Below are 23,224 nucleotides of genomic sequence, written 5' to 3'. Positions count from 1 at the left end.
CAGCTCTTCCCATGCTCAATAGTATCTAGTAATCATTAATATATTGGATGTTGATTGGTTTTAGGTCTTAATCAAAAGATTTGCCAAATATAAAAATCGTAATAATAAGAAAATATACAGTTAATTATTTGAAATTAATTAAGAAAATCATATTAATTGGTTTTACGTAGATTTTAAGAGTATATACCTATATTAGCGTTTTTATTCATGTGCTTACGTTTACCAATACTGTTGAAGTGTTTAGAATATCATTAGGTTATTAATACTTAAAACCAATAAATATTTTAAAGGTGGCTGTAGATGAAAACGCTTGATGTAGGACAAAAAGTAAAGCTTGCGATGATGGAAGAGAGCGTATTTATTGTCACTCATGTACATGTAGATAACTCTTACACGCTAGAAAGTACCAATGATGGTGGACAAAAAACCAGCTATGACAACGTATCTTTCGAGATGTTAAAAGTCTTAGAAGATTAAGTTTAATGCCGTGCTATGTTGAATCGATGAACAACGCGTTTTAATGAATATGTTTTAAATATAAAACACAGCATAGCTTGGATTAAAAAAAATTGATAGATAGCGCGATAACTACTTGTTTATCGGGTGTATATTGTTATCAATATATATTTTACTGAATGATGGTATGATCACTATAAATAATAATGATGGTTTTTTTGCCGATTTGAACATTTAATTTTGATTAAAATCTATATAATAATCACATTAATCATTGTTATATCACGAGTCTAGAGAAACAAGATGTCCCCATTAGATCAAATTGCGAATGCACTAGACGACCAGTCAGAATTATCGATGTCAGTTTTAATGACTCCTGACATGGCGAATTTTTCGGGTAATGTGCATGGTGGAACGATTCTAAAATTGTTAGACCAAGTCGCGTATGCTTGTGCAAGTCGCTATTCTGGTAGCTACGTGGTGACACTATCAGTTGATAAAGTAAATTTTAAAGAACCAATTCACGTGGGTGAGTTAGTGACTTTCCTTGCAAGTGTGAACCATGTAGGTCGTACTTCTATGGAAATTGGTATTCGTGTTGAAGCGCAGAACATTCAAAAACGTACAGTGCGTCATACCAATAGTTGCTATTTCACAATGGTCGCTGTTGATGATCAAGGTAAACCAAAACAAATTCCGGCATTAAATCTAGATAATGACTGGAAACGTTGTCGCTTCGAAGCTGCGGAACATCGTAAAGTGGCGCGTTTACAGGAAAATCATCATCCTTCTTGCAGTATTTATAAAAAGTCGACACAAAGTTAATCGCTTTGGTGGCTGAATATTTGAAAAGATCGCTTAAGCGATCTTTTTTTTATTCTGAAATTCGTCTGGAGAGTGCAGTAGGGATTTGAATTCCGAGTGTGCGACTAAAGTTTTTTTCTTCAAAGCTTAGTTAAAGATAGTCATTCAGTCCAATACCGTTTAATATAAAACGATACGTAGCGTTTCGTTTTTTGAATTATGAGTGAAACTGAAAAAACTTCTCGGCGTAAGCAATGTATCTTACAAGCGGTCACAGATGCTTTGGCGGAAAGTGATTATCGAAGCATGACCATTGAAGATATTGCGGCTCGAGCAGGCGTGGGAAAATCGACGATTTACCGTTGGTGGAAGCATAAGTCCGATCTGGTTTTCGATGCTTTTAAAGCGCACACCGCCTCGGTGTTTGAACTCGATTTATCACAAAGTTTAGAGTTCAATCTAAATCAACAATTGCTCAAACTATCACGGGCTTTAAATCAGCACGTGGGTCGAGCGTTGCTCGTGGTTTTGGCGGAGCATCGTGAAGCAGCGGGTGAGTTTTTTAAACAGTATTTGTTACCTCGACGAGAAGCGACACGTGAGCTGATCCAATTGGCCATTCAACGAGGCGAAATTCGCGCGGATTATCCTTTCGAACTCATGTTGGATATGTTGTATGGCCCGATTCATTATCAGATCATTTTCTTTAATACCCAGCCAGATGAAGACTATATCAAGCGACTGGTGCAGTTGGCGCTAAACCCGATTTTTACGGAGCACCAAGCCACGCGTAGCAGCGAGGCAATGACCTCATGACTACTCAACATCAGGCATCGTTATGGAACAAGTCTTTTGTTTTTTGTCTGTGTAATAACTTGTTTTTATTTAGCTATTACTTTGCGCTGCTGACCATATTACCCATTTATATTATGAAAGAATTGGGTGGTTCGATTCAGCAAGCGGGTATGGCTTTGACGCTGTTTTTGGTGTCATCCATTGCGATTCGCCCCTTTTCCGGCATGATCATTGAGCGTTTTGGTAAAGCCAATTCTCTACGTATTTCAGGCTTTATTTTTGTTGTTTTTGCGCTGAGTTATTTGTGGATTGACAGCATGTGGTCGTTGTTGGTCATTCGTTTTTTACATGGTTTTTGGTTCAGTATATTAACTACGGTCAATGTTCCCATCGTAAATGATTACATCCCAGATCATCGAAAAGGCGAAGGTATGGGCTACTTTGTCATGTCGACCAACTTAGGCGTGGTGATCGGACCATTTTTAGCGCTGAGTATGATTCAATTCAGCAGTTTTAGTACCTTATTTGCAGTATTAGCCTTCTTGGTTGCAGTAGGCTATATTTTTACGTGGTTAGTTCAAATACAAGAACACGTACAGCATAAGTCAAGTGATCAAGCGAGCCAATCCGCAGCCATCCAATGGCGTGATGTGATCGAAACACGGGTACTTGCCATCAGTTTTGTGGCATTGCTGACCGCATTTGCATATTCGAGTGTGATGAGCTTTATCACCGCTTATGCAGAGTTGAAGCATTTACTCGCTTATACCAGTATCTTTTTTATTGTCTTTGCTGTGTCGATGTTGATCGTCCGTCCTTGGGTTGGCAAAGTTTATGATCGCAAAGGCCCGAGTGCAGTCATCTATCCATCCTTTATTTGCTTTGCCATTGGTTTGGTGGTTGTGAGTTTTCTCACGAATCAATGGGTGCTTTGGATATCGGCAGTTTTTATGGGCATCGGCTACGGTTCAGTGTTCCCATGCCTGCAAACGGTCGCGATTCAAACGGTAGAAAAAGCCCGAATAGGACATGCGATATCCACCTTTTTTGCCTTGTTTGATATTGGCCTTGCTGTCGGTTCGGTCATTATGGGTGTGCTGATTGCATACTTTGGATTTCAGGCAACCTATTTATTTTGTGCGGTGATGGTGCTGTTCACTACGTGGATGTATCGTCTATTCGTGGCAAACCAATTCAAACGCAGTGCTTTAGGAGCTGAATAATGGAATTACGACATCTACGATATTTTGTTGCGGTTGCCGAAGAGCTAAATTTTACCAAGGCTGCGCAGCGAATGTGTACTGTGCAACCTTCTTTAAGTCAGCAAATTAAAGACCTAGAACAGGAAGTTGGGGTGCAATTATTGATGCGAACCAACCGAAAAGTTGAACTGACTGCAGAAGGTCAGGCCTTTTTAAAAGAAGCGCGTTTGAGTTTAGAGCATGCAGAAAAAGCTATGATTGATGCGCGTCAAATTGCGCAGCTCAGTAAAGAACAACTGAATATCGGCTTTGTTCCTGTGGCTGAAATGAAGGTCTTTCCTTATATCATGCCAAATATTCGAGCTCAGTTTCCTGAGTTAAAAATTCATTTTCATAGTTTAATGGATGTCGATCAGATCAGCGCAGTGCGTAAAGGGGAAATTGATATTGCCTTTACCCGTTATGTCGAAGAAAGCCCTGATATAGAATCTGTTCAGATTTTTACTGAGCCTTTGGCGCTGATTGTGCCGAAAAATTCGCCTGTGGCAGAACAGCGGCATATCAGCATTAAAAACATGAATAATCAGGATTTTATTATTAGTGATGAACATTCATCACCTGAGCTATACCGAATTATTCAAGATTTCTTTAAGCAAAATAAACTGAATGTGAACTTGGTACAGCATTCGACCAATATTTTGTTAAATGTCAATTTGGTCGGTATGGGCGTGGGGTGGAGTTTGGTACCGTCTTATGTCATTCCATTGCTCGGTGATAAAATATTGGTTAAAAGTACGGTTGAACCTTTGCCGACCATTGGTTTGTATGCGAGCTATCGAAAAGATCGTAAAAATGATGCAATCGAATTGATTTTAAAAGTCTTAAAAGAGCAGTTCTATATGGGCTTTTTCTAAGCTTTTACATATTGCCGTAAGATCTAAATAACTGATGTTACGCAGTAACATCAGAAGCGCAATTTGATTCAAATATAAAGTACGATACGCGGTAAGGTCATCCGCAAGTGTTTGAGGCAGGACAACTTCTAATCAAAAAAGTTTTTGCGATACTCTGAATAATTTGACGGTAGTGAACGAGTTTTGCGGTGAGGAGCATTGCTCCGCAAGATGGTTTCCTTGCGAAGCTTCGCTTCTCATTTTGCCGAAACAAAAGTACCTCTAGCCGAAGGCTAATCCCTTTATTCAATCCCTAGATATAAGACTCCGTCGAATAGACTTAAAAAGCATATTAAAAATGCGAAATTACTTTTACGTGTGTAACATCAGTTAAATAAAAAATCCCGAATTAAGCGCTTCGGGATTTTTTTATTTATCGTATTTTTAATCAAAGACTCAATGATACATAGCCTTTGTCACTCTGATTTATTTAAACCATTTTTGTAAATAGGGTTTCATCACGCGGTAGGCAATCAAACCGATGAGTATAATCAGATAGAGTGGCCAAATCGTAATGAGAACAACCAACAGGCTCAACACAAATTGCCACCCTTTTTGTATACCGTACCATGCTCTTTGCCAGAAACTATCGCCATTTAATTGCGCTACAGCATCAAGGTTAATATCGATATGTTCACGGACAGTGGCAGGTTGAATAAATCCAATCACAATCGTGCTATAGCGGACACGATCTTGAACTTCTAAGCGGGTCAGTCGTGAGATTTCATTGACTTGCGCAGTTGCAACATGGTCGGGCACGACCTGTGTTTGTGACATTTTTTCTTCGAGTAGTTTTAGCTCATAGCGTTTTGCCGAATATTGCTGACGGTTCAAAAAATGCATAAGCGGCAACAGTTGATTGACGAAATGTGCAGCTTTTTCACTTGGCACACGAATGATCATTTCCGCTTGCGGATTTATTTTTTCAAAGATTTTAATTTTGCCGTCAGCAATCGGGTAGGATTGACTCTCTTGCACCACAAAGTCGATATTTTTCTGTTCAATAAAGCCACCTAAACTTAGCGTGAGTTTTTCAATTTCTAAGGCCGTTTTAACCACATCTTTCGACTCAAAACTGACATTGGCTTCTCGAACCATTTTACGAGAGGCTTCGGCTGGGTTGACCTGCTCATTTAAAATAGTTTCAGGTTTTTGTGTTGTTGCAGGCGTGGTAGACGGCTCATTGGAAGTGCTTTCCGCTGCTTGATCTTGCTGTGTACTGACTTGAGCAGGTTGTGCATCTGCGCTGGCTTCAGTTGCCATTTCTTCGGTTTTCTTGGAACAGCCTGAAATTAAAATCACCGTTAACATGACAATTAAATATTTATTTTTCATCGATGTAGAACTCAATTGTTTGATTATCAGAAAGTCTGGGTAAATATTTTTTGCTTTAAATATAAATTCAAATTTAGCGTAATTATTAGTCGGGCGTATTGTATCGGAAAGTGTTTAAAGCAGGGATGAACGCAACATAATTCTACATAAAGCCGCGTATAGTCATAGATTGAACAACAAGGATGAAAATAAGGATATCTACAATGAACCCAACAATGAAACTCTACAGCAATCCACGCTCACGCAGTAATACTATTCTGCCTTTATTGAAAGAATTAGACATCGAGTCAGAAGTTGAGATTATTGAAGTGCCATATGAAGAGATGCACCAAGCGGCATATCTCAAGATTAATCCCATGGGCAAAGTTCCCTGCTTGGTCGATGGTATTGTCGTGATCAGTGAGACCGCAGCCATCTTTAGTTATTTAGCCGATAAATTCAGTGACAAAGGTTTGGCACCCGCCTTGGATGATCCCAAACGTGGTGAATATTTGAAATGGATGTTTTTCTGTCATGGTCCGCTGACTGAATACATGGACATGAAAAATGTCGGCATTAGCACTGAGTTGATGGATGAGAAACGTGGCAGTTTGAGTTTTGGTAATGAAAAAATACTTTTAGATTTTATTAAAACAGGGCTTGCGCAGGCCCAGCCATATCTGTTGGGGGATAAAATTAGCGCAGCAGATTTATATTTGGCTTATTGGATGGTGTATGCCATTTCATTCAAAATATTGCCATATTTAGAGGAATTTAAACCTTTTATTCAGCAGATTCAGCAACGTGAATCGGTAAAAGATGTGCATTGGTTTCAGTCGGTTTAACTTGGATGCTTATTTGATTGTTGGCTGAACTTGGTATTGCTATATGTCTATTCATATAACTCTTTCTTTGAGAACTAAAAAGAAAGAGTTTTAAATATCAATCACTAAGATGGTAAAGCGATTTTAATTATTGCCATAAATAATGTATGGCATATATTGCGCTAAATTAAATAGACTCAATCGTTGTTGGTTCTATTTAAAAAATCATGGGCTTCATCATCAGATAGAGGTGGGCCTAAATCTCTTTCAAGTTTGGCATATATTTCGAGTAGTCTTTTTTGTTGTGGATCCATATCTAAGGCACGATGCTGCTGATATGTTAATTGATCATTAATCCAATCATAATCCTGAATCGCAGACCCTGCGAAACTGGTTTTCAAATGGAGTTTGTAATAACCAGAAAATTTATGTTTCTTGGTATCTAGACAGAGATACGCGAAGGTAGACCAACCACTTTCGGGAAATTTAAGGCGAGCTCGGCAGGGCTTCTTTTCTAGTGTAAATCTGGGTGAATAGACTTGGCCTTTTAGAATGATATTTTTATCTTGACCAAAATATTGCGTTTGTAATGCAAATAAAGCAAGAATCACTGTGGTGAGAAAAAGCTGGCAATGACTGAATAAAAAAATGAAATGTATAAATGGAAGGACAAAAAATTAGATTCTTCGTTTTTGTTCACATCTTTTTCTAAGCGTAATAAATAGCAATTCAAAGAAATAAGAAAACAGAGGCAAAAAACGAAAATAGCTAACCAACTATTGGCATGAAAATGATGTATCTCTACGAAAATGAGTGAACAGATAAAAATAAAACCTAACAAACTATAAATGAATAATTTCTGAAATCTTTTTTGCATTTTGCGAAGCTTATAATTATGTATTGAACGATTATAGCATCTGATGTTTATAGTGATTATAGAAAAAAATCACCATGCTTTATGCATGGTGATTTTTAATTCTTGCAGATCTATTTAGATTATTAAGCATGCAATTTTGCAAACAATTGTTGGCTCACGCTGTCTAAAGTTTGTGGAATTGCAATCGCTGCAACAAAACGGTCTGGGCGAAGAATCGTAACAGATTCAGTGGTTTTACCAAACCAACCACGAATATCGGTACCAATATCACCAATCGTAATCACATTGTCGTACTTGGTGCGATTTTCATTGCTAAGCTGAACAGCAGGCAATACTTGGATAAATTTAACGCCCAATTTTTGCCATTTTTTCATGGTCGCATCTGACAGACCCCATTTTGGATCGACGCCCCAAGCAATGATTGCAAAGTCGTTACCGATGACTTCATCAAGTAGGACTTTTTCACCAGATTCAAGTTGAACATATGGTTGAATGAACATTTTACCCACAGGTGAATCTTTAACACCGTTATTGATCAATGCACCATCGTTGTACTTCGGCATTGGCTTGAAGCGCATTTCCAATAGATATTGTTTGATCGGTTTGATGTAATTGAGCGCATACGCGATACCATCACGCACGAAACCTTGCCATTTTTTTGGTGGCGCAAGGACATGACCCGCCATTACAGAAAGATCAATCATCGCTTTGGCATGATCTTTACGTTCAACTTGGTATGTATCTAAAAGCGCTGGGCCAGCTTTGCCTTGTACAACCATTGCAACTTTCCACGCAAGGTTGAACGCATCACGCATACCACTGTTATAGCCTTGACCTTGCCATACTGGCATGATGTGCGCAGCATCACCTGCAAGTAAAATACGGTCTACACGGAATTTATCTGCAATACGGGCATTGTGGGTATAAACACGCTGACGAATCACTTCAATACCGTCGGTCGTTGGAAGCACTTTCGACAATAATTTGGCAATGTTTTCAGGTTTGCTTAATTCTTCTTGAGTTTCACCAGGCATCACCATAAATTCGAAACGACGAATACCGTGTGGAAGAGCAGCAGATACATAAGGACGCACAGGGTCACAGCATAGGTAAATGTGTGGCGTTGCAAGTGGGTCATTATTGATGTCGATCACGATCCATTGGTTCGGTGCAGTTTTACCATCGAAGCCGATGTTGAGGGTACGACGGACCACTGAGTTGCCACCATCACAAGCAATCAAATACTGCGCTTGAATTTTTTCAGCTTCACCGTCTTTATTTTGAATATTGAGCGTTACACCATTGGCATCTTGGCTAAAATCAGACAATTGACGAGAGAATAAAACATTTGTGGTTTCGTACTGTTTTAAACCTTGTAGCAGTACATTATCGACTTGCGGTTGAATAAAGGCATTACGACGTGAGAAACCAAATTCACGAGTGAGCGGTTGAATGTCTGCGAAACAACGGCCTTTAGGGGTTAAGAAACGCATCGCGTGGTTCGGTGTTGTATGCGGTAACACTTGATCCACTAAACCTAATGATTGGATGGTACGTAATGATTCATCATCAATACCAATCGCACGTGGGTAGTCAATCAGGCTGTCCAGTTGTTCAATCACAGTGACATTGACGCCTTGCTTACTTAAGTAGTTTGCAATGGTTAAGCCGACAGGACCTGCGCCCAGAATGGCAACTTCCGTTGTGTAATTTGCTTTATTGCTCATGCGTAAACATCCAATCACTTCACATATGCCACTATTAAGTTCTAAACAGAGACTTTCAACAAGCTAGGCATAAGTCGAAACGATGAATCGAATTGTCGTGTTTTTTGCAGGGTTTTATTTTAAGTGGATGATATATATTTATTTATATGAAAATCATCAATCATTTTGAATGATTTGTCGATCATTAAAATCTATCAATCAGTAGCTTTGAGCATAAAAAAGCCGAACCATTTTTCAATGATCCGGCGACTTTAATTCATTTAGCACAACATTTTATTAGTGAGGGATAAATGTTGAGCAGCAGACTAAATGAATTTAGCGTGTGGAGTACGCTATTCGTCTATTACTGAGCAGGTTGAGCTGGTGCAGAACCTTCAGCATTTGCTTCTGAAGCAGGTTGAGCAGCAGTACCTTCAGCAGCAGTTGTTTCAGTCGCTGGCTGTTCTTGAGTGCTAACCACTACTTTTTCTTGTTCAGGCGCTTCTTGTTTATCTTTGCTTGCAGCAAAACTTGTTGCAGCTGCAGCAGCTAGAGTAGAAGCAAGTAAAATTTGAGTTAATTTCATTTTGAGCATCCTTATATATTTTAGTAAGTCCTGAAAAGATCATCACGTCCATCAGGAGAGAGCTCATGCTAAATCGAGAAAACCGAGTGATCAATGCGAGCAACAAAGTGAAACAGACTGGTTAACTGGATGAATACATAACCGTCCATCCTGTGTTTTAAATGTAAAAAAATATCGGAATCTTCATTTAACTTTGCAAGAAAAAATGACCAAATCGGCTTCATGATTCATTCATTGTTTACATGATGATTACATCGATGTCGTAAATAAGCAGAATCCAGAAATTTCGATAAAATCCAAATGTAAGGATTTTTTTCGATATGGCTATTTTTTTAAATATAAGAGTTAACTTTGCCAATAAAGTGTGACCAGATATGTCATGCATTCATGCAAATGGAATAACAGGCTGTTTAACAGCCAGATCATCATTCAATGCCTCGGATACTAGGCTGATCTATGCTTTAGGAAAATGAAGACGGAGAAATGAAGACTAGGCTTGCAGCATTTTTTTGAAATCATTATGGTAAAGGCCATCAATTATTGGCTATTTATTTGAGTGATTCACTTTTGAAATTAGTTTCTACCCACGGTGCGATTCCTGTTCATATTATTTCTGGCTTTTTAGGTGCGGGTAAAACCACAGTTTTACAGCAGCTATTAAAGCAAAAGCCAGCGGGCGAAACTTGGGCCGTGCTGATGAATGAGTTTGGGCAAATTGGGGTCGATCAACAGATGTTGCCGCAAGATCAGGGCTTTGCGGTGAAGGAATTATTGGGTGGATGTCTATGTTGTAGCAGCCAACTGCCGATGCAAATTGCGTTGTCACGATTATTGTCAGAGGTGAAACCCGACCGACTGTTTATTGAGCCGACAGGTTTGGGGCATCCAGGACAACTTTTGGAGCAATTGACCGAGCCACATTGGCATCCGCATTTAGCCATGCGAGCATTGGTGACCGTGGTCGATGGCTCACGCTTACATGATCAAGATTGGGCGTCACAAAACCTGTATGCCGATCAACTCAAAGTGGCACAAATCGTTGTGGTGTCTCATGTCGATTGCATGAGTGATGCCGATCAAGCTGGTTTGGAACGACTCAAACAAGCATATTTACCGTATCAGCAGCAATGGATCAATGTTGTAAAAGGTGATTTAAAACTGGCAAATATTGATCTCGCCTATGTGGGAAGTCCGCGTAAAATTCAGCCTTTATTGGCGATACAAAAGCAAATGCTGGTCGATGTGCCCACAGAAATTAAACAGTTGCCTTATCATTATGTTGAATCCGCTCAGGGCTATAGTGTCGCAGGTTGGAAACTCCCAAAACGATGGACCTTCGACTTTTTTGAGTTGTTAGATTTACTCTGTGAGCAGCAAGATTGGCTACGGATCAAAGGTATTTTTCAGACAGACCAAGGTTGGAAAACCTTTAACTTTAATCCTGATCAGTTTAATTATCAGTCGAGCGAGGAAAGTATCGATAATCGTGTCGAAATTATTTACCAAACTGAACGTGAATGGCTCGACTTTGAAGATCGCTTAATGCAGTGTCGTATCGATGCCGATAAAGCTGAGAAATAAGTAAATCAACGCAGCAAAAGCTTGCTAAATCTTATATGCTAGGCGCCAAATTTGAGGACTTTACCATGGCGCTAAAAGCTACAATTTATAAAGCAGATTTGAACATTGCCAATATGGATGTACACCAATATGGTGATTATCAATTGACGATGGCTTTGCATCCTTCTGAAACGATTGAACGTTTGATGGTGCGTGTCTTGGCATATGCACGCTATGCAGATGAAGCATTAGAATTTACCAAAGATCTTTTCGAAACAGACGAACCAGCGCTGTGGGAAAAAGATTTAACAGGTCAATTGGTGAAATGGATTGAAGTCGGTTGCCCTGACGAAGACAAAGTCAAAAAAGCCAGTGCTCGTTGCCCACAAGTCGCTGTGATTACTTATGGTTCATCAGTAGATGAATGGTATAAACGCAACAGCAAATTGAAAACACTGAAGAATGTTGAGATTTGGCAATTATCTGAAGCGAGTACAGCTGCCATTCAAGAGTTATGCGAACGAACCATGTCTTTACAATTAAACGTAATGGACGGCGAATGGACTTTGATAGGTGATAAAGCTCAAGCGGTGATTGAATGGACACAATTGCAATAAGTTTATCATTTGATTTAACTCTTCATGATGGGTGTGAGTTTAGGCTTGCATCCTTATATATAACAATTTTTTAGTGAATACTATTCTGTTGATTTAAAAGTTGATTTGAAACTCAGTCGATCTAAAACCATCATAAAAATCTAATTTGGGGAAAATTTCCAGGCCTCAATTTATGTAATGCTCATGGATGAATCCTCTTTATTATCATTGTAAATAGCGTTGTTTTTACCGCATAAACGTCTTCATTCAATGAACGTTCAAACTTTTAGAGCGCTTTAAATTTTTTATTCGTTTCTTACCAATGCATCTTAGTGATAACGGAATACTCCTAAATGTTTCAAGACATGTGAGCTTTACTAGTAAATGTTTATTTGCATGCTGATCTAAATCATTGTGTTCTCAACTTTGAATCGGTAAGTTCTAACGCATTCAAGGGCATCATGTTCAGACTGATTCTGTTTATAATAGGGCTTTATTTTGATTGCGGCATTTGAGGTTGAGAGCATGAGCACGGAATTAGAAATTATTGACTTAGTGGTAGGCGAAGGTAAAGTGGCGGTTAAAGGTGCTTTGATTACAACTCACTATACTGGTTGGTTAGAAGATGGTACTAAATTTGATTCATCATTGGATCGTGGTAATTATTTTGAAACGGTGATTGGTACAGGCCGTGTAATTAAAGGTTGGGATCAGGGCATCATGGGGATGAAAGTCGGTGGTAAACGTAAGTTAATCGTACCATCACATTTGGCTTATGGTGAGCGTAAAATGGGTAATGTAATTCCTGCCAATTCAAATCTTATTTTTGAGATTGAATTGTATGACGTAAAAACTCGCGATTAATAGATCAATAGTTTTAGATCAATGACATGGACGTTATTGATCAATTGGATAAAATAGATGTTGTTATTTTTGTCTTTTACCGTAGATTAGAATAATTACTCGAGTATAAACGCAGGAATCAAAGCCATTGTATTTACAGTTGCCTTGTACCAGATTGTTCTGGGTTTTTACCTTTATTATTTTTACACTGGCATTTACTGTATCGACTGTTCAAGCACAGTATGAAACTGCGCCTAAATCATTTTATTTAAAGCATCAAAACGAAGTTAACCAAATCTACTTCACAGAAGATACCAGTAGCCTATTGCAAGGCAAATGGTTGTTTTATCCAAATCAATTTTTAACTTCTCCAAGTTCAGTTCTGGTCGGTCAAACGGTCTATCTTCCCGTATCATTTAAAGACATCACAGGGGATAGTAAAGGCTTTGGGACATTTACTGGACATTTCCAAATCCCCAAACAATTTATTGGCCGTCGTATCGCAATATTGATTCCAAATCAGTACGGTGCGTATCGGGTATTTTTAAATGGTGATGTGATCGTTCGTTTGGGAGAAGTTGGGCGTACTGAAGCAGAACAAAAAACGGAGAATGCACCGCGAATTGCCTATTTTGTGGCACAAGATGAATATTTCACTTTAACCATTCAGGCTTCAAGTTTTAACAGTATGCATGGCGGGTTTGAAAACCCAATGCGTATTGGTATCGCCAAGACAGTAAACCGCCAATTCCAACAACAAATGATGAGTATTGGGATGGTGTCGGGCGCCGTCTTGGGGGTGGGACTATTTACGATCCTATTTTCTGTTTTCCGAGGTTTACGCGGTCGCAATAGCCGAAGTAACTTGGTGTTTGGCTTATTTATTGTCTTTTTAGCACTCCATAATTTATTTTCAGCACCTTATGCCTATACCACTTTTACCGATATCAATTGGTTGTGGGGCACGCGATTAGAATACTTATTTACCTATTTGGCATCGATTTTCTTTTTAAGTTATATCCACTTGCTCAGTCGTCGCTATTTATTTACCTTAAATTATCAGATCGCGATTTTGCTGTTGTCGTTGAATATTTCAGTGACTTTTGTTTCGACGCCTGAAATTTTTCAACCTTTGGCAACTTACAGTTTTGCCTATGTGATCGTTGTTCTAAGTAATTTTGCTTATGGTTTTTACCTAACACTGAAAAAGAAAGAGCCGTATTCAAAATTAAATTTAATCGCGGTTATTTTCCTGTGCATTACTTTTTTAAACGACTTTTTACTGATGATGAATTTGATTGATTCAGTCAATTTATCGTTCATTTCAACCAGTTTATATGCCTTGTTGATCATGTTTCAGCAATCGCACCATTATGCACAGCAGTCTATGCATACCGAGCAGTTAAATAATAGTTTACTTGAGCTAAACAGTTCACTCGATCAGAAAGTTAAAGAACGCACCTTACAGCTTCACGAGCTGAATACAAAATTAGAGCTACAAATTCGTATTGATGCCTTAACAGGGGCATTTAACCGTCGTGCATTGAATGCTGAAATTCAACGCTTATATTCGGAAGTCCGTTTTCATAGTCACCGAACATTGGTCTTTGCTATGTTAGATGTCGATTATTTTAAAAATTATAATGACCACTATGGACATCTCAAAGGCGATGAGGTGTTACAGCAGATCGTGAAAACCATACAAAATACCCTGCCAAGTTCAGCCTATGTGGCTCGCTACGGGGGAGAAGAGTTTGCCATATTGATGCATGATGTTCCGTATGCGATTGCCCAAGAGCAATTGCAATTGGTACTCGAAGCCATGCGTAATGAACAACTTGAACATGTTAATCGGGGTGATGACAAAAATTACGTCACACTGAGTTTGGGCATGGCATGGATGGATAAGCAGAATGACTTCGACAGTATCGAAGCCTTAATGAAGCATGCAGACCATTATTTATATATGGCTAAACAGGCAGGACGCGATCAACTTAAGCCTTAATACTCAGTTGTAAACGGTTAAAACTTTGTGGGGATATCAATAGTATCCATTGCCAATACTTATTTAGATTGATCTCTCTTTAAATTCACCTACCATAATCATCCTATTTGAAAATCTATCCTTCTATGAGCTTTACCTCTCTACTAACAGAGCTGTTTGACCAATTTGAGCGGAACATCGGCAGGCTCAAAATCCTGATGTGCGACAAAGCCATATTTTTGGTAAAAGGCGAGTGCCGTATGGGTACTTTCTAGACTGATCTCGGTAATATTCTTTTTCCGGACGCAGTGCATCATGTTTAATAATAACGCCTTACCAATGCCTTGGTACTGACGTTCAGGGCAAATATAGTTCAGTAAAATTTGTCCCTGATCACTGACTAAAATAAAGCCGACCACTCGATTGTCACTGACGTAGACCCAACTGTCGTTGTAAAGCATCCACATTAAAATATTTGATTGGTTTGCCTCCTCAAGCCAAGTTTGAATCACACTTTCATTACGTTGATGGTCCTGGATACATGAACGAATGCTGTTGTGAATCACGTGAATAATTTCGGGTATGTCCTGGATTTGTGCTTCGCGTATCATAATTTTTTCTTTTTATAAAAAACTCCAACAGCCTGCCATTTCAGAAGATATCGCCCTGTGCTTAAAGAGGCTTATTGTTGCGTTTTATGTTTTTTTGCTGCCATTGCGCTGTTGGGTTGGGTTTTTATTTCAAAATTGTTGCAAAATTTACAAATGTATATTTATAAATTAATCATTAAATATGGATAAATAACCACATAAATGCATCTAACTATACTGTTTTTAAAGTAATAATAGATCTTTTAGAAATGTATACATACTCAATGATTTCAGCAGGTGTAATAGTTTGAAATAAATTAGCAAAGAAAATAGGCCAAATTTCAGCTTTAAAATAATTTTGTATGAATTTTAAACGTTATTGTGCGTTATATTAGTCCATAAAAATATTCGATGATTCAAGATGTGCATGCGCGTCATCGGCAGTAGGTTGTTATTATGGTTAATTTTCTCATTGTGATATGTATTCTGATCGCGTTGTCTGCAGCGGGCATTGTGGTCAAAAAAATCCTAAAAACAGAAAAATATCGTCAAAAATATACGCGCTACCAAGCACCAGAAAAATCGAACAGTATCTCTTTAGCATCGAATGATGATGCTATTCGTGACGTCGATCAAGTCATTGAAGTAGATGAATATGAACAGCAACTTTTTGATGATATTGCGGAAATTTTCTTTCAACAACAATACAAATTAGATTCGCTACAGGCAGCCGAACAGTTACAAGAAGTTTTTTTACGTCGCATGCCAGTCAATTGTAAAACTCAAATTCGTCAATTAGATTTGAATGAATGGTCGATTTATTGGAATTTTTACAATCAATCGCTCGAGTATTATTTAGGTCGATACGGCGAGTTCTATACACATGTCGACCGTTTTGGCGAAGAACATAAAATTGAATATCGCTATCAAGACTCTGCAAGTTGAAGCAAAATGCGGTCTCGAACTAAATCAAGATAACTCAAATCATCACTCATTCGAGCCATTAAAATTGCGCCTTCATAATCAGCCAAGCTGATTTTGGCAAGTTGCGTGGCATGTTCGATGCTCATACATCGCTGAAAAAACACTTCAAAGGCAAGTTGCCACTCGTGAAAGATGGACTGCAATTTTGCAAAAATCTCGGCAGGTAAATGTTGACGTTCCATACTTAATATCCCGACTAAACAACCTAATCCACCTTGGCTAAAAAACTGGATGGCCAATTCATGGATGTGCGGAAAAGTCTGTTGAGGTGATGCAGTGGATCGCTGTAATTGCTGAAAAATACTGTGCTTTAACTTCACGTGTGTCAGGTTTAAAATTTCCATCAGCAAAGCGTCTTTATTCGGATAGTCATAATAAAACGCAGCTTTTGAGAGTCCACAGGCTTTAGCCAATTTCCCCATGCTGCAGCCCATATAGCCATAGCGTTTAAAGGCGTGTGCTGACTGTAGCAATAGATATTCTGAGGTGTTTTTCCGTGGACGCATGTATCTCTCTATCCGAATAAATCAATGTGATGTGTATGAAATAAATTGGTCTAGGCGACTAATAGTTCATCAAACCTTCCTATCACTTCCTGCCATAAGGGTTCAGCACCTTTGCGGAAATATCCCATATGACCAATCTGTTTTAGACCATAATCTTGCGCTTCAATATTGATATAGTGCATTGATGCTTGCGCATAATGTTGCATAAAAGCATGTCGTGAATTGGGTAATGCCCAGTCATCATCAAGTGCAGCGACTGCATAAATCGGCGTTTGAACTGCAGCATATTGTTGAGATAGCTCACTCAGCTCAGGGTCGGCAAAGAAATAGGTTGGGTTTTTACACCAACGGCGCCATTGTTTATAGACATCGACAGGAAGGTCAGCGCCCATTTTGAGTTTGCTCCAAGGCAAATACCCTTTGATGGCAACCATCGGCGGAAAAACGATATTCCACATCACATGAACTTTCATTTTTTCTTTAAAGGGCATATAGCCATGCCAACCTGCGCCAGTGCCAAAACAATACATGGCACGTATCTGATCGTGATTTGAGGTAAGTCCTAGTGCTTGGCCGCCATAGGAGTGTCCCACTAGAAAAGTTTCCTGACCCTGTTGTTGCATATAAGCTATGGCACCAGAAAGGTCATAACGTCCCCAGTCGAGGTAGGACATCTTAAAGCCTTTAAGTTTTGGAGGAGCAGAACGTCCAATACCACGATAATCAAAAGTCAGTACTTGATAACCGAGTCCTGCGGCATACTCGGCAAAACGACGGTAAAATTGTTGAGGTACACCTGTCGCACTTGAAATAATAATATTGGCTTTAGCGGCAGAATTAGGCCGATATTCAACGCCTGAAAGCGTATAGCCATCGGTTGCAGGGAACTTAACCTGTGTACTATGTATTTCGTGCGTTGCTTGTTCTAAATCCGTTGACATAATTTTTCTCTTGATGTGGCAGGACGGAAAGGGTTTACTCAGTTTAAATAAAGGCTTACTTGCCCTGAAAATTGGCTGCGCGACGTTGTAGCATGGCCATGACACCTTCTTGTACATCTTGTGTTTCTAGTAATGGTTGTAAGTGCTGATCCAATTGAGCAAAGGCAGCATCGGCCCCCAAATGCACACCTTGCTGTGCTGAGGCCAGTGTTGCCTGAACCGCCAATGGTGCGGCCTGTGCAATTTGTTCTGCAAGTTCTATCGCACGAGATAAGGGCGCTTGGTCGGTAATTTCAGTCACCAAGTTCATGTCATATGCCATTTGCGCATTGAAACGTTCACCTGTGAGTAAATAGCGCATGGCTTTATTCCAACCCGCTGCTTGCACAAAGCGAACTGTTGCACCACCAAAGGGAAGAATGCCACGTTGCACTTCCATCTGAGCGAACTCCGTCTGACGATGTGCGATCACGACATCGGCATTCAGCATGAGTTCAATACCCGCCGTAAAACAGAACCCTTGTACCGCAACAACTACCGGTTTTTTTCGTTGTCGTGAGTTGGTTCCCCACGGATTAATTTGCTGATCAGGAAAATTAAATAGTCCACTGCCAAGTTTGGGTTGTAGTTCGACCAGATCTAGACCCGCAGTAAAATGATCGCCATGAGCAAAAATTACCGCACAGCGTAAATTTGGATCATCTTCATATTCAGTGAGCGCCAGTGAAAGGTCATGAATTAAATGACTGTCAAACGCATTTCGTTTATCTGCACGGTCCAAACCGATTAAATAAAGATGACCACGAATTTCTCGACTTACACGACCTTGTTGTTCTGACATTTGGATGATTCCTTCTGATTATTCTTTAGGCATAACTAAGTTTTTAAACGATTGTTAGAAAACTGTCAAAACTGATGCGTTCAAAACATCAAAATCAAAGTAAGTTGGCTGAATGGTTTGATTTAAAATTTACAGAGTTGATATGAAATAGTGTGGGATATAGCTTGCCTTTGGGCCGATTTTTTCCATAATAGCTGCAGCTTTTTTAAGGCCCAATCAACCATGTCGAACTTAGAAATATTTGCAGTCATTATTAGCTTAATCGGGGTGACTTTAACCATAAAGCGAAAAATGTGGTGTTGGTGGTTTAACTTTGCAGCTTTTTTGCTGTATGCCTACCTGTTTTATACCTACAAACTTTATGGCGAAACCATTTTGCAGTTTTTCTTTGTGGTGGTGAACTTCTATGGTTTCTATCATTGGTTGAAGGGCAAACAACAAGATCATGACATTCGTATTGAACCGATTGCGACCAAAATTGTGATCTTTCAAATGCTTTTAGCTGCGGTGGGCGGTTTGATTTTTGGTTTAAGCCTGCACTATTTTACCGATGCAGCCGTACCAATTTTGGATGCACAATTGGCCGCGTTTAGCTTACTCGCAACATATTGGACCAGCCGGAAACATATTGCCACTTGGGTGCTTTGGGTATTTGTCGATATTATCTATGTGGGTATGTTTATATACAAAGACCTGTATCTCACTGCGGCGCTCTATGCAGGTTTTGTGGGCTTGGCGGCATTTGGTTGGTGGCAATGGACACAAGTCAAAAATAAACAGCAGCAACAGGCGATGAAAGCTTTATAAGGATCATCGGGTGATGGCAAAGCTACTTTTAATAGCCGATGTTCTGAACCCGATGAACAATTAAAGAGCGTGCAGAGTCATGATTATCGACTTTCAACTTGAGCAGCAACTGCGTTTTGATCGACAAGCTGGGTTTCTACTGCGGCAAAAAGCGACCTTTTTTCAGTTTGAGCAAATAGCAGATGTGTATAACGCTGAATGGCTCAAGGCATTTCCACAAGGCACGCAATGTAGCATCAGCGGTTTGGATGATGGTGCAGATGAATACGGCATCCAAATCAGTTATAAACACCAAAGCGTTTTGATCGATTATTCACAAGTAATCAAATTGGTACACCGTGATCGGGATGGTGTGGTGCATAGCATGCTTTTAAATTAATAAAATTTTTAAAATCAGCTCTTTAAAGATTCGTTTTAAAAAAGAAAAAAATAAGCGTAAGAAGAAATGAAAAGATATGGAACGTTATTAAAGCAATGACGCAACTTGACCCAAAAGATTCAACATTTAAAATTTTTAATCAGCTATGTTTCGAACTTTTTCATGATTATGGCTCGCACTGCACGTCTTTTGAACCAAGCGCTTTGATACATGCAAAACCAATACAACAGCTTCCTGAACAAGCCAGCTTTGATATTTTTAGCCTCGACTTTGGTCATTGGTACGCAAAGTTGTCCTATGCAGGGATGTATTTAAAAATTGATGCGGGCTGGGAATTTCAGCTCGAGTTGAAAAATCAGCATGGGCAAATATTTCAAAAAAGCCTTTAAGGCAGAGTCCCTCTGAGTTGCAGTATGGCAATTCTGTTTTTCTAGCTTGGTTTCAGGTCAATGACAGCCACAGCGCTTTCCGATTTAATCCAAAGCACAGTTTTAGCAACTGTAGACTGGGCGAAATAAAACAATAAAACCAATATTGACCTGAAGGATTACGAGAATGGCACATCAATTTACCGTCAATGCCACTATTCATGGCGTTTCAATTGAAGATTTTAAACGACTAGCCGCAGATATCAGCTTGCATGAAGCGGTGTGCAAACGCATACCGGGTGAAAATCTAGAAATTTTAGAATCAAAAAAAACAGGTGATATGTATACCTTAAAACGTGCGTATAACCTTGATGTAAATATTCCAGATATTGCCAAGAAATTTTTAAAAGATGCGTTTCGCTTAAAACGTACGGATATTAGTAATTTGGCGGCATTAACCTCTGACGTCAAACTAGATCCGAACCTACCGCTCGAAGCCAATTGTAAAAGAAGTGTCAGTGGTGATGCAACACAAGTGAGTTTCAATTTGGACTGGACGGTGAAAGTCAAAGTTCCACTTATTGGTGGATTACTTGAAAAACATGCAGAAGGTGAAATTCGTCGTTTTAGTCAGCTTGAGATTGAAATTGTAGAAGATGAATTGCGTAAAAATTTAAAAGCCTGAATTGATTTGAAAGAGATTTAAAAAAAGCGGTCATTGACCGCTTTTTTATTATTTTAATGAGATGTTTTTTCAAAACGTTGACGATAAAGCATCGCAGTAAAGAAGGTCACCAAACAGACGGTCCAAATATAATACATAGCGCCAATGTTGCTGTATAAACTCAACCATTGAACCAACGGCAAGGTGATACCACCCGCGATGGCATAGGCCAAATTGTATGAAAATGAAATGCCCGAGAAACGAATCTGTGCAGGGAACATTTTCACCATACTATAAGACACCATACCAACCGTACCTGATGCCAAACCGAGCAACATATAGAGCGCAAACACGGTCGATGCTGCCACATGGCCCAAGCTGTTATAGAACACGCCCGCGATTATTGCGACAAGGAGTGAACCGAACAGCATCACTTTACCCGCACCGAAGCGATCTGCCAAAAGACCTGCCAAGATACAACCGACCATTTGCATCACAATAGCGGCACTTTGCATTTTAAAGGCATCGGCACGTTCAAAACCAAAGGCGCCCGTGAGTAAATTTGGCATCGCTAAAATCAATACAACAACGCAGCCAGTTAAGAACCATGTAAACAGCATACCAATCACAACGCCTGTTTTGTGCTGTTGCAGCACTTGTTTCACAGGAAGCTCTTTAGCCAATTGTTTCTTTTCTTGCATAGCTTTAAATACAGGCGTTTCTTTTAAATAACTGCGGAGATAGAGCGCAACAAAACCAAAGATTCCGCCTAGAATGAATGGAATCCGCCATGCCCAATCATGGATTTCTGACTCTGTAAATTGTAATGAAATAAACAAAGACATCAGTGCGCCCAATAGGATACCTAAAGATAAGCCAGCAGTGAGTAAGCCATTGGCGATCCCAATTTTTTGCTCAGGCACATGCTCTGAAACAAAAGTCCATGCCGCTGGGATTTCACCACCAATCGCGATGCCTTGAATCACACGCATCAGTAGGAGCAAAAGTGGTGCTGCATAACCAATACTTTCAAAAGTCGGCATCACACCAATCATCAGTGTAGGCAGAGCCATGAGTAAAATAGACAAACTAAATAAACGCTTACGACCAATCAAATCGCCAAAATGCGCCATCACCACACCACCCAATGGGCGGAAAAAATATCCTGCGGCAAAAATACCGTAGGTATTCAGCATCGCCCAAAATGGACTGAGGCCAGTGGGGAAAAACAGTTCCGAAATAATTTTGGCGTAAAACACATAAATGACAAAGTCATAAAACTCAAGTGCGCCACCGAGGGATGACAGTCCGAGGGTGCGTTTATCTTGACGAGTCAGGCGTGGCTGAGCTTCCATGCAAATATTTTCCAGCAGCAAATAGCATTTGAGGATTTTAGTGATTCAAATTTTTATTGAATAATCAAACTTTGTTGCCTTATTAAAAACTTATAGTTATGAAAATATTATTAATTAAGAACAAAATAATATAGATAAAGTCGCATTAACTAAAAGAATGATTGGTAATAGATAATAGTGTACCTTGATGTATAAATGATAAATATCAATGGTATAGGGTAGTATGATCTACTATTTTACTTTGTGCTCTATATAAACCACAAAAGATTCAAAGCCATAGCACGCTGTTGTTTTATACTCAGAACCGATAATAATGCATATTGCATGGTTGTTTTTTTTAAATAACTGATATTACGCAGTAACATCAGAAGCGTTATTTGATTCAAATGAAAGAATGATACGCGGTAACGTCATCCGCAAGTGTTTGAGACAGGACTCCTTCTAATCAAAAAAGTTTTTGCGATACTTTGAATAATTTGATACTAGTGAACGAGTTTTGTCGGTGAGGTGCATTGCACCGCAAGATGGTTTCCTTGCGAAGCTTTGCTTCTCATTTTGCCTAATGAGAAACATTGTTTCGTAAGAGTACCTCCAGCCGAAGGCTAATCCCTTTATTTAAATCCTAGATGTAAGACTACGTCGAATAAACTTAAATATCATTTTAAAATTGTGAAATTACTTTTACGTGCGTTACATCAGTTAAATAATTTAAGCTTGCTAGACTTAAAAAAGGATAAATACATGAGTCATATTGCTGCTGTTGCACAACGTGGTGAAGCAATTTTGACGCTCACGGCTGCAGAGGTGCAAGCATCTGAAATAGGTTCTGCATGGTTAACTGCACTAAGTGAAACACTTCATGCCACTATGCTTGAGCGTCAAGGCGTAGGCATTGCCGCACCGCAAATTTATGTTTCTAAGCGGGTAATTATCGTGGCTTCACGTGCAAATTTACGCTATCCCGATGCGCCTGAAATGGAGGCGATCGTGATGGTCAATCCAGTGATTACATCTCGATCTACGACCACGGTTTGGGGTGAAGAAGGCTGCTTAAGTGTGCCGAATGCACGAGGACAAGTCCCGAGAGCCGAGCAAATTCACGTGCGATATTTGACCCTTCAAGGTGAAGTCAAAGAGAAAACCCTGAATGGCTTTCCTGCACGGATCGTACAACATGAGGTCGATCATCTGAACGGGATCTTATTCACCGAGCGTTTAGAATAATAAACTGTACTATTTCAAAAAGATAAAAGTGACCAATTGAGCTAAAAAAATAGCGGAAAAGTAAT

25 protein-coding genes are annotated in these 23,224 nt (G+C 39.4%); 16 read left to right on the top strand and 9 right to left on the bottom strand.

The genetic code is table 11. From position 1 onward, the window contains the following. The first annotated feature begins 300 nt into the window (after positions 1 to 300). The 5 genes from FTU06_RS03130 (at position 301) to FTU06_RS03110 (ending at position 4,171) form a co-directional block, all read left to right on the top strand. Positions 301 to 477: a hypothetical protein gene (locus tag FTU06_RS03130; protein WP_171262670.1), complete on the top strand. Its 177-nt coding sequence runs from the start codon at positions 301 to 303 to the stop codon at positions 475 to 477. Positions 478 to 759: 282 nt separating this feature from the next. Beyond that, complete coding sequence (locus FTU06_RS03125) at positions 760 to 1,281, top strand: acyl-CoA thioesterase (RefSeq protein ID WP_078191431.1); 522 nt, start codon at positions 760 to 762, stop codon at positions 1,279 to 1,281. 198 nt (positions 1,282 to 1,479) lie between these two features. Continuing rightward, positions 1,480 to 2,076 carry a TetR/AcrR family transcriptional regulator gene (locus FTU06_RS03120; RefSeq protein ID WP_168379283.1) on the top strand — a complete coding sequence of 199 codons (597 nt, stop codon included), beginning with the start codon at positions 1,480 to 1,482 and terminating at the stop codon, positions 2,074 to 2,076. Next, complete coding sequence (locus tag FTU06_RS03115; RefSeq protein ID WP_180144899.1) at positions 2,073 to 3,278, top strand: MFS transporter; 1,206 nt, start codon at positions 2,073 to 2,075, stop codon at positions 3,276 to 3,278. Before FTU06_RS03120 ends, FTU06_RS03115 begins: the two co-directional genes overlap by 4 nt. Beyond that, complete coding sequence (locus tag FTU06_RS03110) at positions 3,278 to 4,171, top strand: LysR substrate-binding domain-containing protein (RefSeq protein ID WP_078191428.1); 894 nt, start codon at positions 3,278 to 3,280, stop codon at positions 4,169 to 4,171. The genes FTU06_RS03115 and FTU06_RS03110 overlap by 1 nt, the downstream gene beginning before the upstream one ends. A gap of 465 nt (positions 4,172 to 4,636) precedes the next feature. Here FTU06_RS03110 and FTU06_RS03105 read toward each other — a convergent pair whose 3' ends face one another. Further along, positions 4,637 to 5,545 carry a DUF4349 domain-containing protein gene (locus FTU06_RS03105; protein WP_180144896.1) on the bottom strand — a complete coding sequence of 303 codons (909 nt, stop codon included), beginning with the start codon at positions 5,543 to 5,545 and terminating at the stop codon, positions 4,637 to 4,639. A 215-nt stretch (positions 5,546 to 5,760) separates the two neighbouring features. Between FTU06_RS03105 and FTU06_RS03100 the strand changes: the two genes are divergently transcribed. Further along, positions 5,761 to 6,369 (top strand): glutathione S-transferase family protein, encoded by a 609-nt coding sequence (locus FTU06_RS03100; protein WP_180055598.1) that lies wholly within the window; start codon positions 5,761 to 5,763, stop codon positions 6,367 to 6,369. A gap of 176 nt (positions 6,370 to 6,545) precedes the next feature. On the opposite strand, the gene FTU06_RS03095 is transcribed toward FTU06_RS03100, so the two are convergent. The 3 genes from FTU06_RS03095 to FTU06_RS03085 form a co-directional block, all read right to left on the bottom strand. Then, on the bottom strand, positions 6,546 to 6,959 hold the full coding sequence (locus FTU06_RS03095; RefSeq protein ID WP_180144894.1) for a hypothetical protein: 414 nt from the start codon (positions 6,957 to 6,959) through the stop codon (positions 6,546 to 6,548). A 388-nt stretch (positions 6,960 to 7,347) separates the two neighbouring features. Beyond that, positions 7,348 to 8,952 (bottom strand): bifunctional 3-(3-hydroxy-phenyl)propionate/3-hydroxycinnamic acid hydroxylase, encoded by a 1,605-nt coding sequence (locus tag FTU06_RS03090; RefSeq protein ID WP_180144891.1) that lies wholly within the window; start codon positions 8,950 to 8,952, stop codon positions 7,348 to 7,350. 343 nt (positions 8,953 to 9,295) lie between these two features. Beyond that, positions 9,296 to 9,517 (bottom strand): hypothetical protein, encoded by a 222-nt coding sequence (locus tag FTU06_RS03085; protein WP_078191424.1) that lies wholly within the window; start codon positions 9,515 to 9,517, stop codon positions 9,296 to 9,298. 567 nt (positions 9,518 to 10,084) lie between these two features. Here FTU06_RS03085 and FTU06_RS03080 point away from each other — a divergent pair. The 4 genes from FTU06_RS03080 (at position 10,085) to FTU06_RS03065 (ending at position 14,521) form a co-directional block, all read left to right on the top strand. Further along, positions 10,085 to 11,098: a GTP-binding protein gene (locus FTU06_RS03080; protein WP_180144888.1), complete on the top strand. Its 1,014-nt coding sequence runs from the start codon at positions 10,085 to 10,087 to the stop codon at positions 11,096 to 11,098. A gap of 65 nt (positions 11,099 to 11,163) precedes the next feature. Beyond that, the gene (locus FTU06_RS03075) at positions 11,164 to 11,694 is read left to right on the top strand and encodes a YaeQ family protein (RefSeq protein ID WP_168379277.1); all 531 of its coding nucleotides are present in this window, start codon (positions 11,164 to 11,166) and stop codon (positions 11,692 to 11,694) included. A gap of 504 nt (positions 11,695 to 12,198) precedes the next feature. Then, a complete protein-coding gene (locus tag FTU06_RS03070) occupies positions 12,199 to 12,537 on the top strand; it encodes an FKBP-type peptidyl-prolyl cis-trans isomerase (protein ID WP_180055505.1) in 339 nt (112 codons plus the stop codon). Positions 12,538 to 12,664: 127 nt separating this feature from the next. Further along, on the top strand, positions 12,665 to 14,521 hold the full coding sequence (locus tag FTU06_RS03065; protein ID WP_373684685.1) for a diguanylate cyclase domain-containing protein: 1,857 nt from the start codon (positions 12,665 to 12,667) through the stop codon (positions 14,519 to 14,521). Between the two features lie 143 nt (positions 14,522 to 14,664). On the opposite strand, the gene FTU06_RS03060 is transcribed toward FTU06_RS03065, so the two are convergent. Next, positions 14,665 to 15,111 carry a GNAT family N-acetyltransferase gene (locus FTU06_RS03060; RefSeq protein ID WP_078191420.1) on the bottom strand — a complete coding sequence of 149 codons (447 nt, stop codon included), beginning with the start codon at positions 15,109 to 15,111 and terminating at the stop codon, positions 14,665 to 14,667. Between the two features lie 435 nt (positions 15,112 to 15,546). Here FTU06_RS03060 and FTU06_RS03055 point away from each other — a divergent pair, with 435 nt between their 5' ends. Next, entirely contained in the window at positions 15,547 to 16,035 is a 489-nt protein-coding gene (locus FTU06_RS03055) for a hypothetical protein (protein WP_180144884.1), read from the top strand. On the opposite strand, the gene FTU06_RS03050 is transcribed toward FTU06_RS03055, so the two are convergent. The 3 genes from FTU06_RS03050 to FTU06_RS03040 are packed head-to-tail and all read right to left on the bottom strand — an operon-like array spanning position 16,017 to position 18,362. After that, positions 16,017 to 16,580 (bottom strand): TetR/AcrR family transcriptional regulator, encoded by a 564-nt coding sequence (locus FTU06_RS03050; RefSeq protein ID WP_180144881.1) that lies wholly within the window; start codon positions 16,578 to 16,580, stop codon positions 16,017 to 16,019. The two genes, FTU06_RS03055 and FTU06_RS03050, sit on opposite strands and share 19 nt — an antisense overlap. A 50-nt stretch (positions 16,581 to 16,630) precedes the next feature. After that, the gene (locus tag FTU06_RS03045) at positions 16,631 to 17,521 is read right to left on the bottom strand and encodes an alpha/beta fold hydrolase (RefSeq protein WP_180144878.1); all 891 of its coding nucleotides are present in this window, start codon (positions 17,519 to 17,521) and stop codon (positions 16,631 to 16,633) included. Positions 17,522 to 17,576: 55 nt separating this feature from the next. Continuing rightward, the gene (locus FTU06_RS03040; RefSeq protein ID WP_180144875.1) at positions 17,577 to 18,362 is read right to left on the bottom strand and encodes a crotonase/enoyl-CoA hydratase family protein; all 786 of its coding nucleotides are present in this window, start codon (positions 18,360 to 18,362) and stop codon (positions 17,577 to 17,579) included. Between the two features lie 222 nt (positions 18,363 to 18,584). Between FTU06_RS03040 and pnuC the strand changes: the two genes are divergently transcribed. The 4 genes from pnuC to FTU06_RS03020 all read left to right on the top strand — a co-directional run bounded on the left by pnuC (position 18,585) and on the right by FTU06_RS03020 (position 20,601). Further along, a complete protein-coding gene (pnuC, locus tag FTU06_RS03035) occupies positions 18,585 to 19,169 on the top strand; it encodes a nicotinamide riboside transporter PnuC (protein ID WP_180144873.1) in 585 nt (194 codons plus the stop codon). A 79-nt stretch (positions 19,170 to 19,248) separates the two neighbouring features. Then, complete coding sequence (locus tag FTU06_RS03030; RefSeq protein WP_180144870.1) at positions 19,249 to 19,548, top strand: hypothetical protein; 300 nt, start codon at positions 19,249 to 19,251, stop codon at positions 19,546 to 19,548. Positions 19,549 to 19,643: 95 nt separating this feature from the next. Further along, positions 19,644 to 19,937: a hypothetical protein gene (locus FTU06_RS03025; protein WP_180048764.1), complete on the top strand. Its 294-nt coding sequence runs from the start codon at positions 19,644 to 19,646 to the stop codon at positions 19,935 to 19,937. 166 nt (positions 19,938 to 20,103) lie between these two features. Beyond that, the gene (locus tag FTU06_RS03020; protein ID WP_180048763.1) at positions 20,104 to 20,601 is read left to right on the top strand and encodes a DUF2505 family protein; all 498 of its coding nucleotides are present in this window, start codon (positions 20,104 to 20,106) and stop codon (positions 20,599 to 20,601) included. Between the two features lie 53 nt (positions 20,602 to 20,654). Here the strand turns inward: FTU06_RS03020 and FTU06_RS03015 are convergent, their stop codons facing one another. Next, the gene (locus tag FTU06_RS03015; protein WP_180055499.1) at positions 20,655 to 21,935 is read right to left on the bottom strand and encodes an MFS transporter; all 1,281 of its coding nucleotides are present in this window, start codon (positions 21,933 to 21,935) and stop codon (positions 20,655 to 20,657) included. Between the two features lie 741 nt (positions 21,936 to 22,676). Between FTU06_RS03015 and def the strand changes: the two genes are divergently transcribed. Continuing rightward, complete coding sequence (def, locus tag FTU06_RS03010) at positions 22,677 to 23,159, top strand: peptide deformylase (RefSeq protein ID WP_180144866.1); 483 nt, start codon at positions 22,677 to 22,679, stop codon at positions 23,157 to 23,159. Positions 23,160 to 23,224 lie beyond the last annotated feature (65 nt).

Origin of the sequence: Acinetobacter sp. YH12052 (assembly GCF_013419835.1) — a bacterium.
Taxonomy (GTDB): Bacteria; Pseudomonadota; Gammaproteobacteria; order Pseudomonadales; family Moraxellaceae; genus Acinetobacter; species Acinetobacter amyesii.
This window is presented reverse-complemented; position numbering and strand designations above follow the sequence as displayed.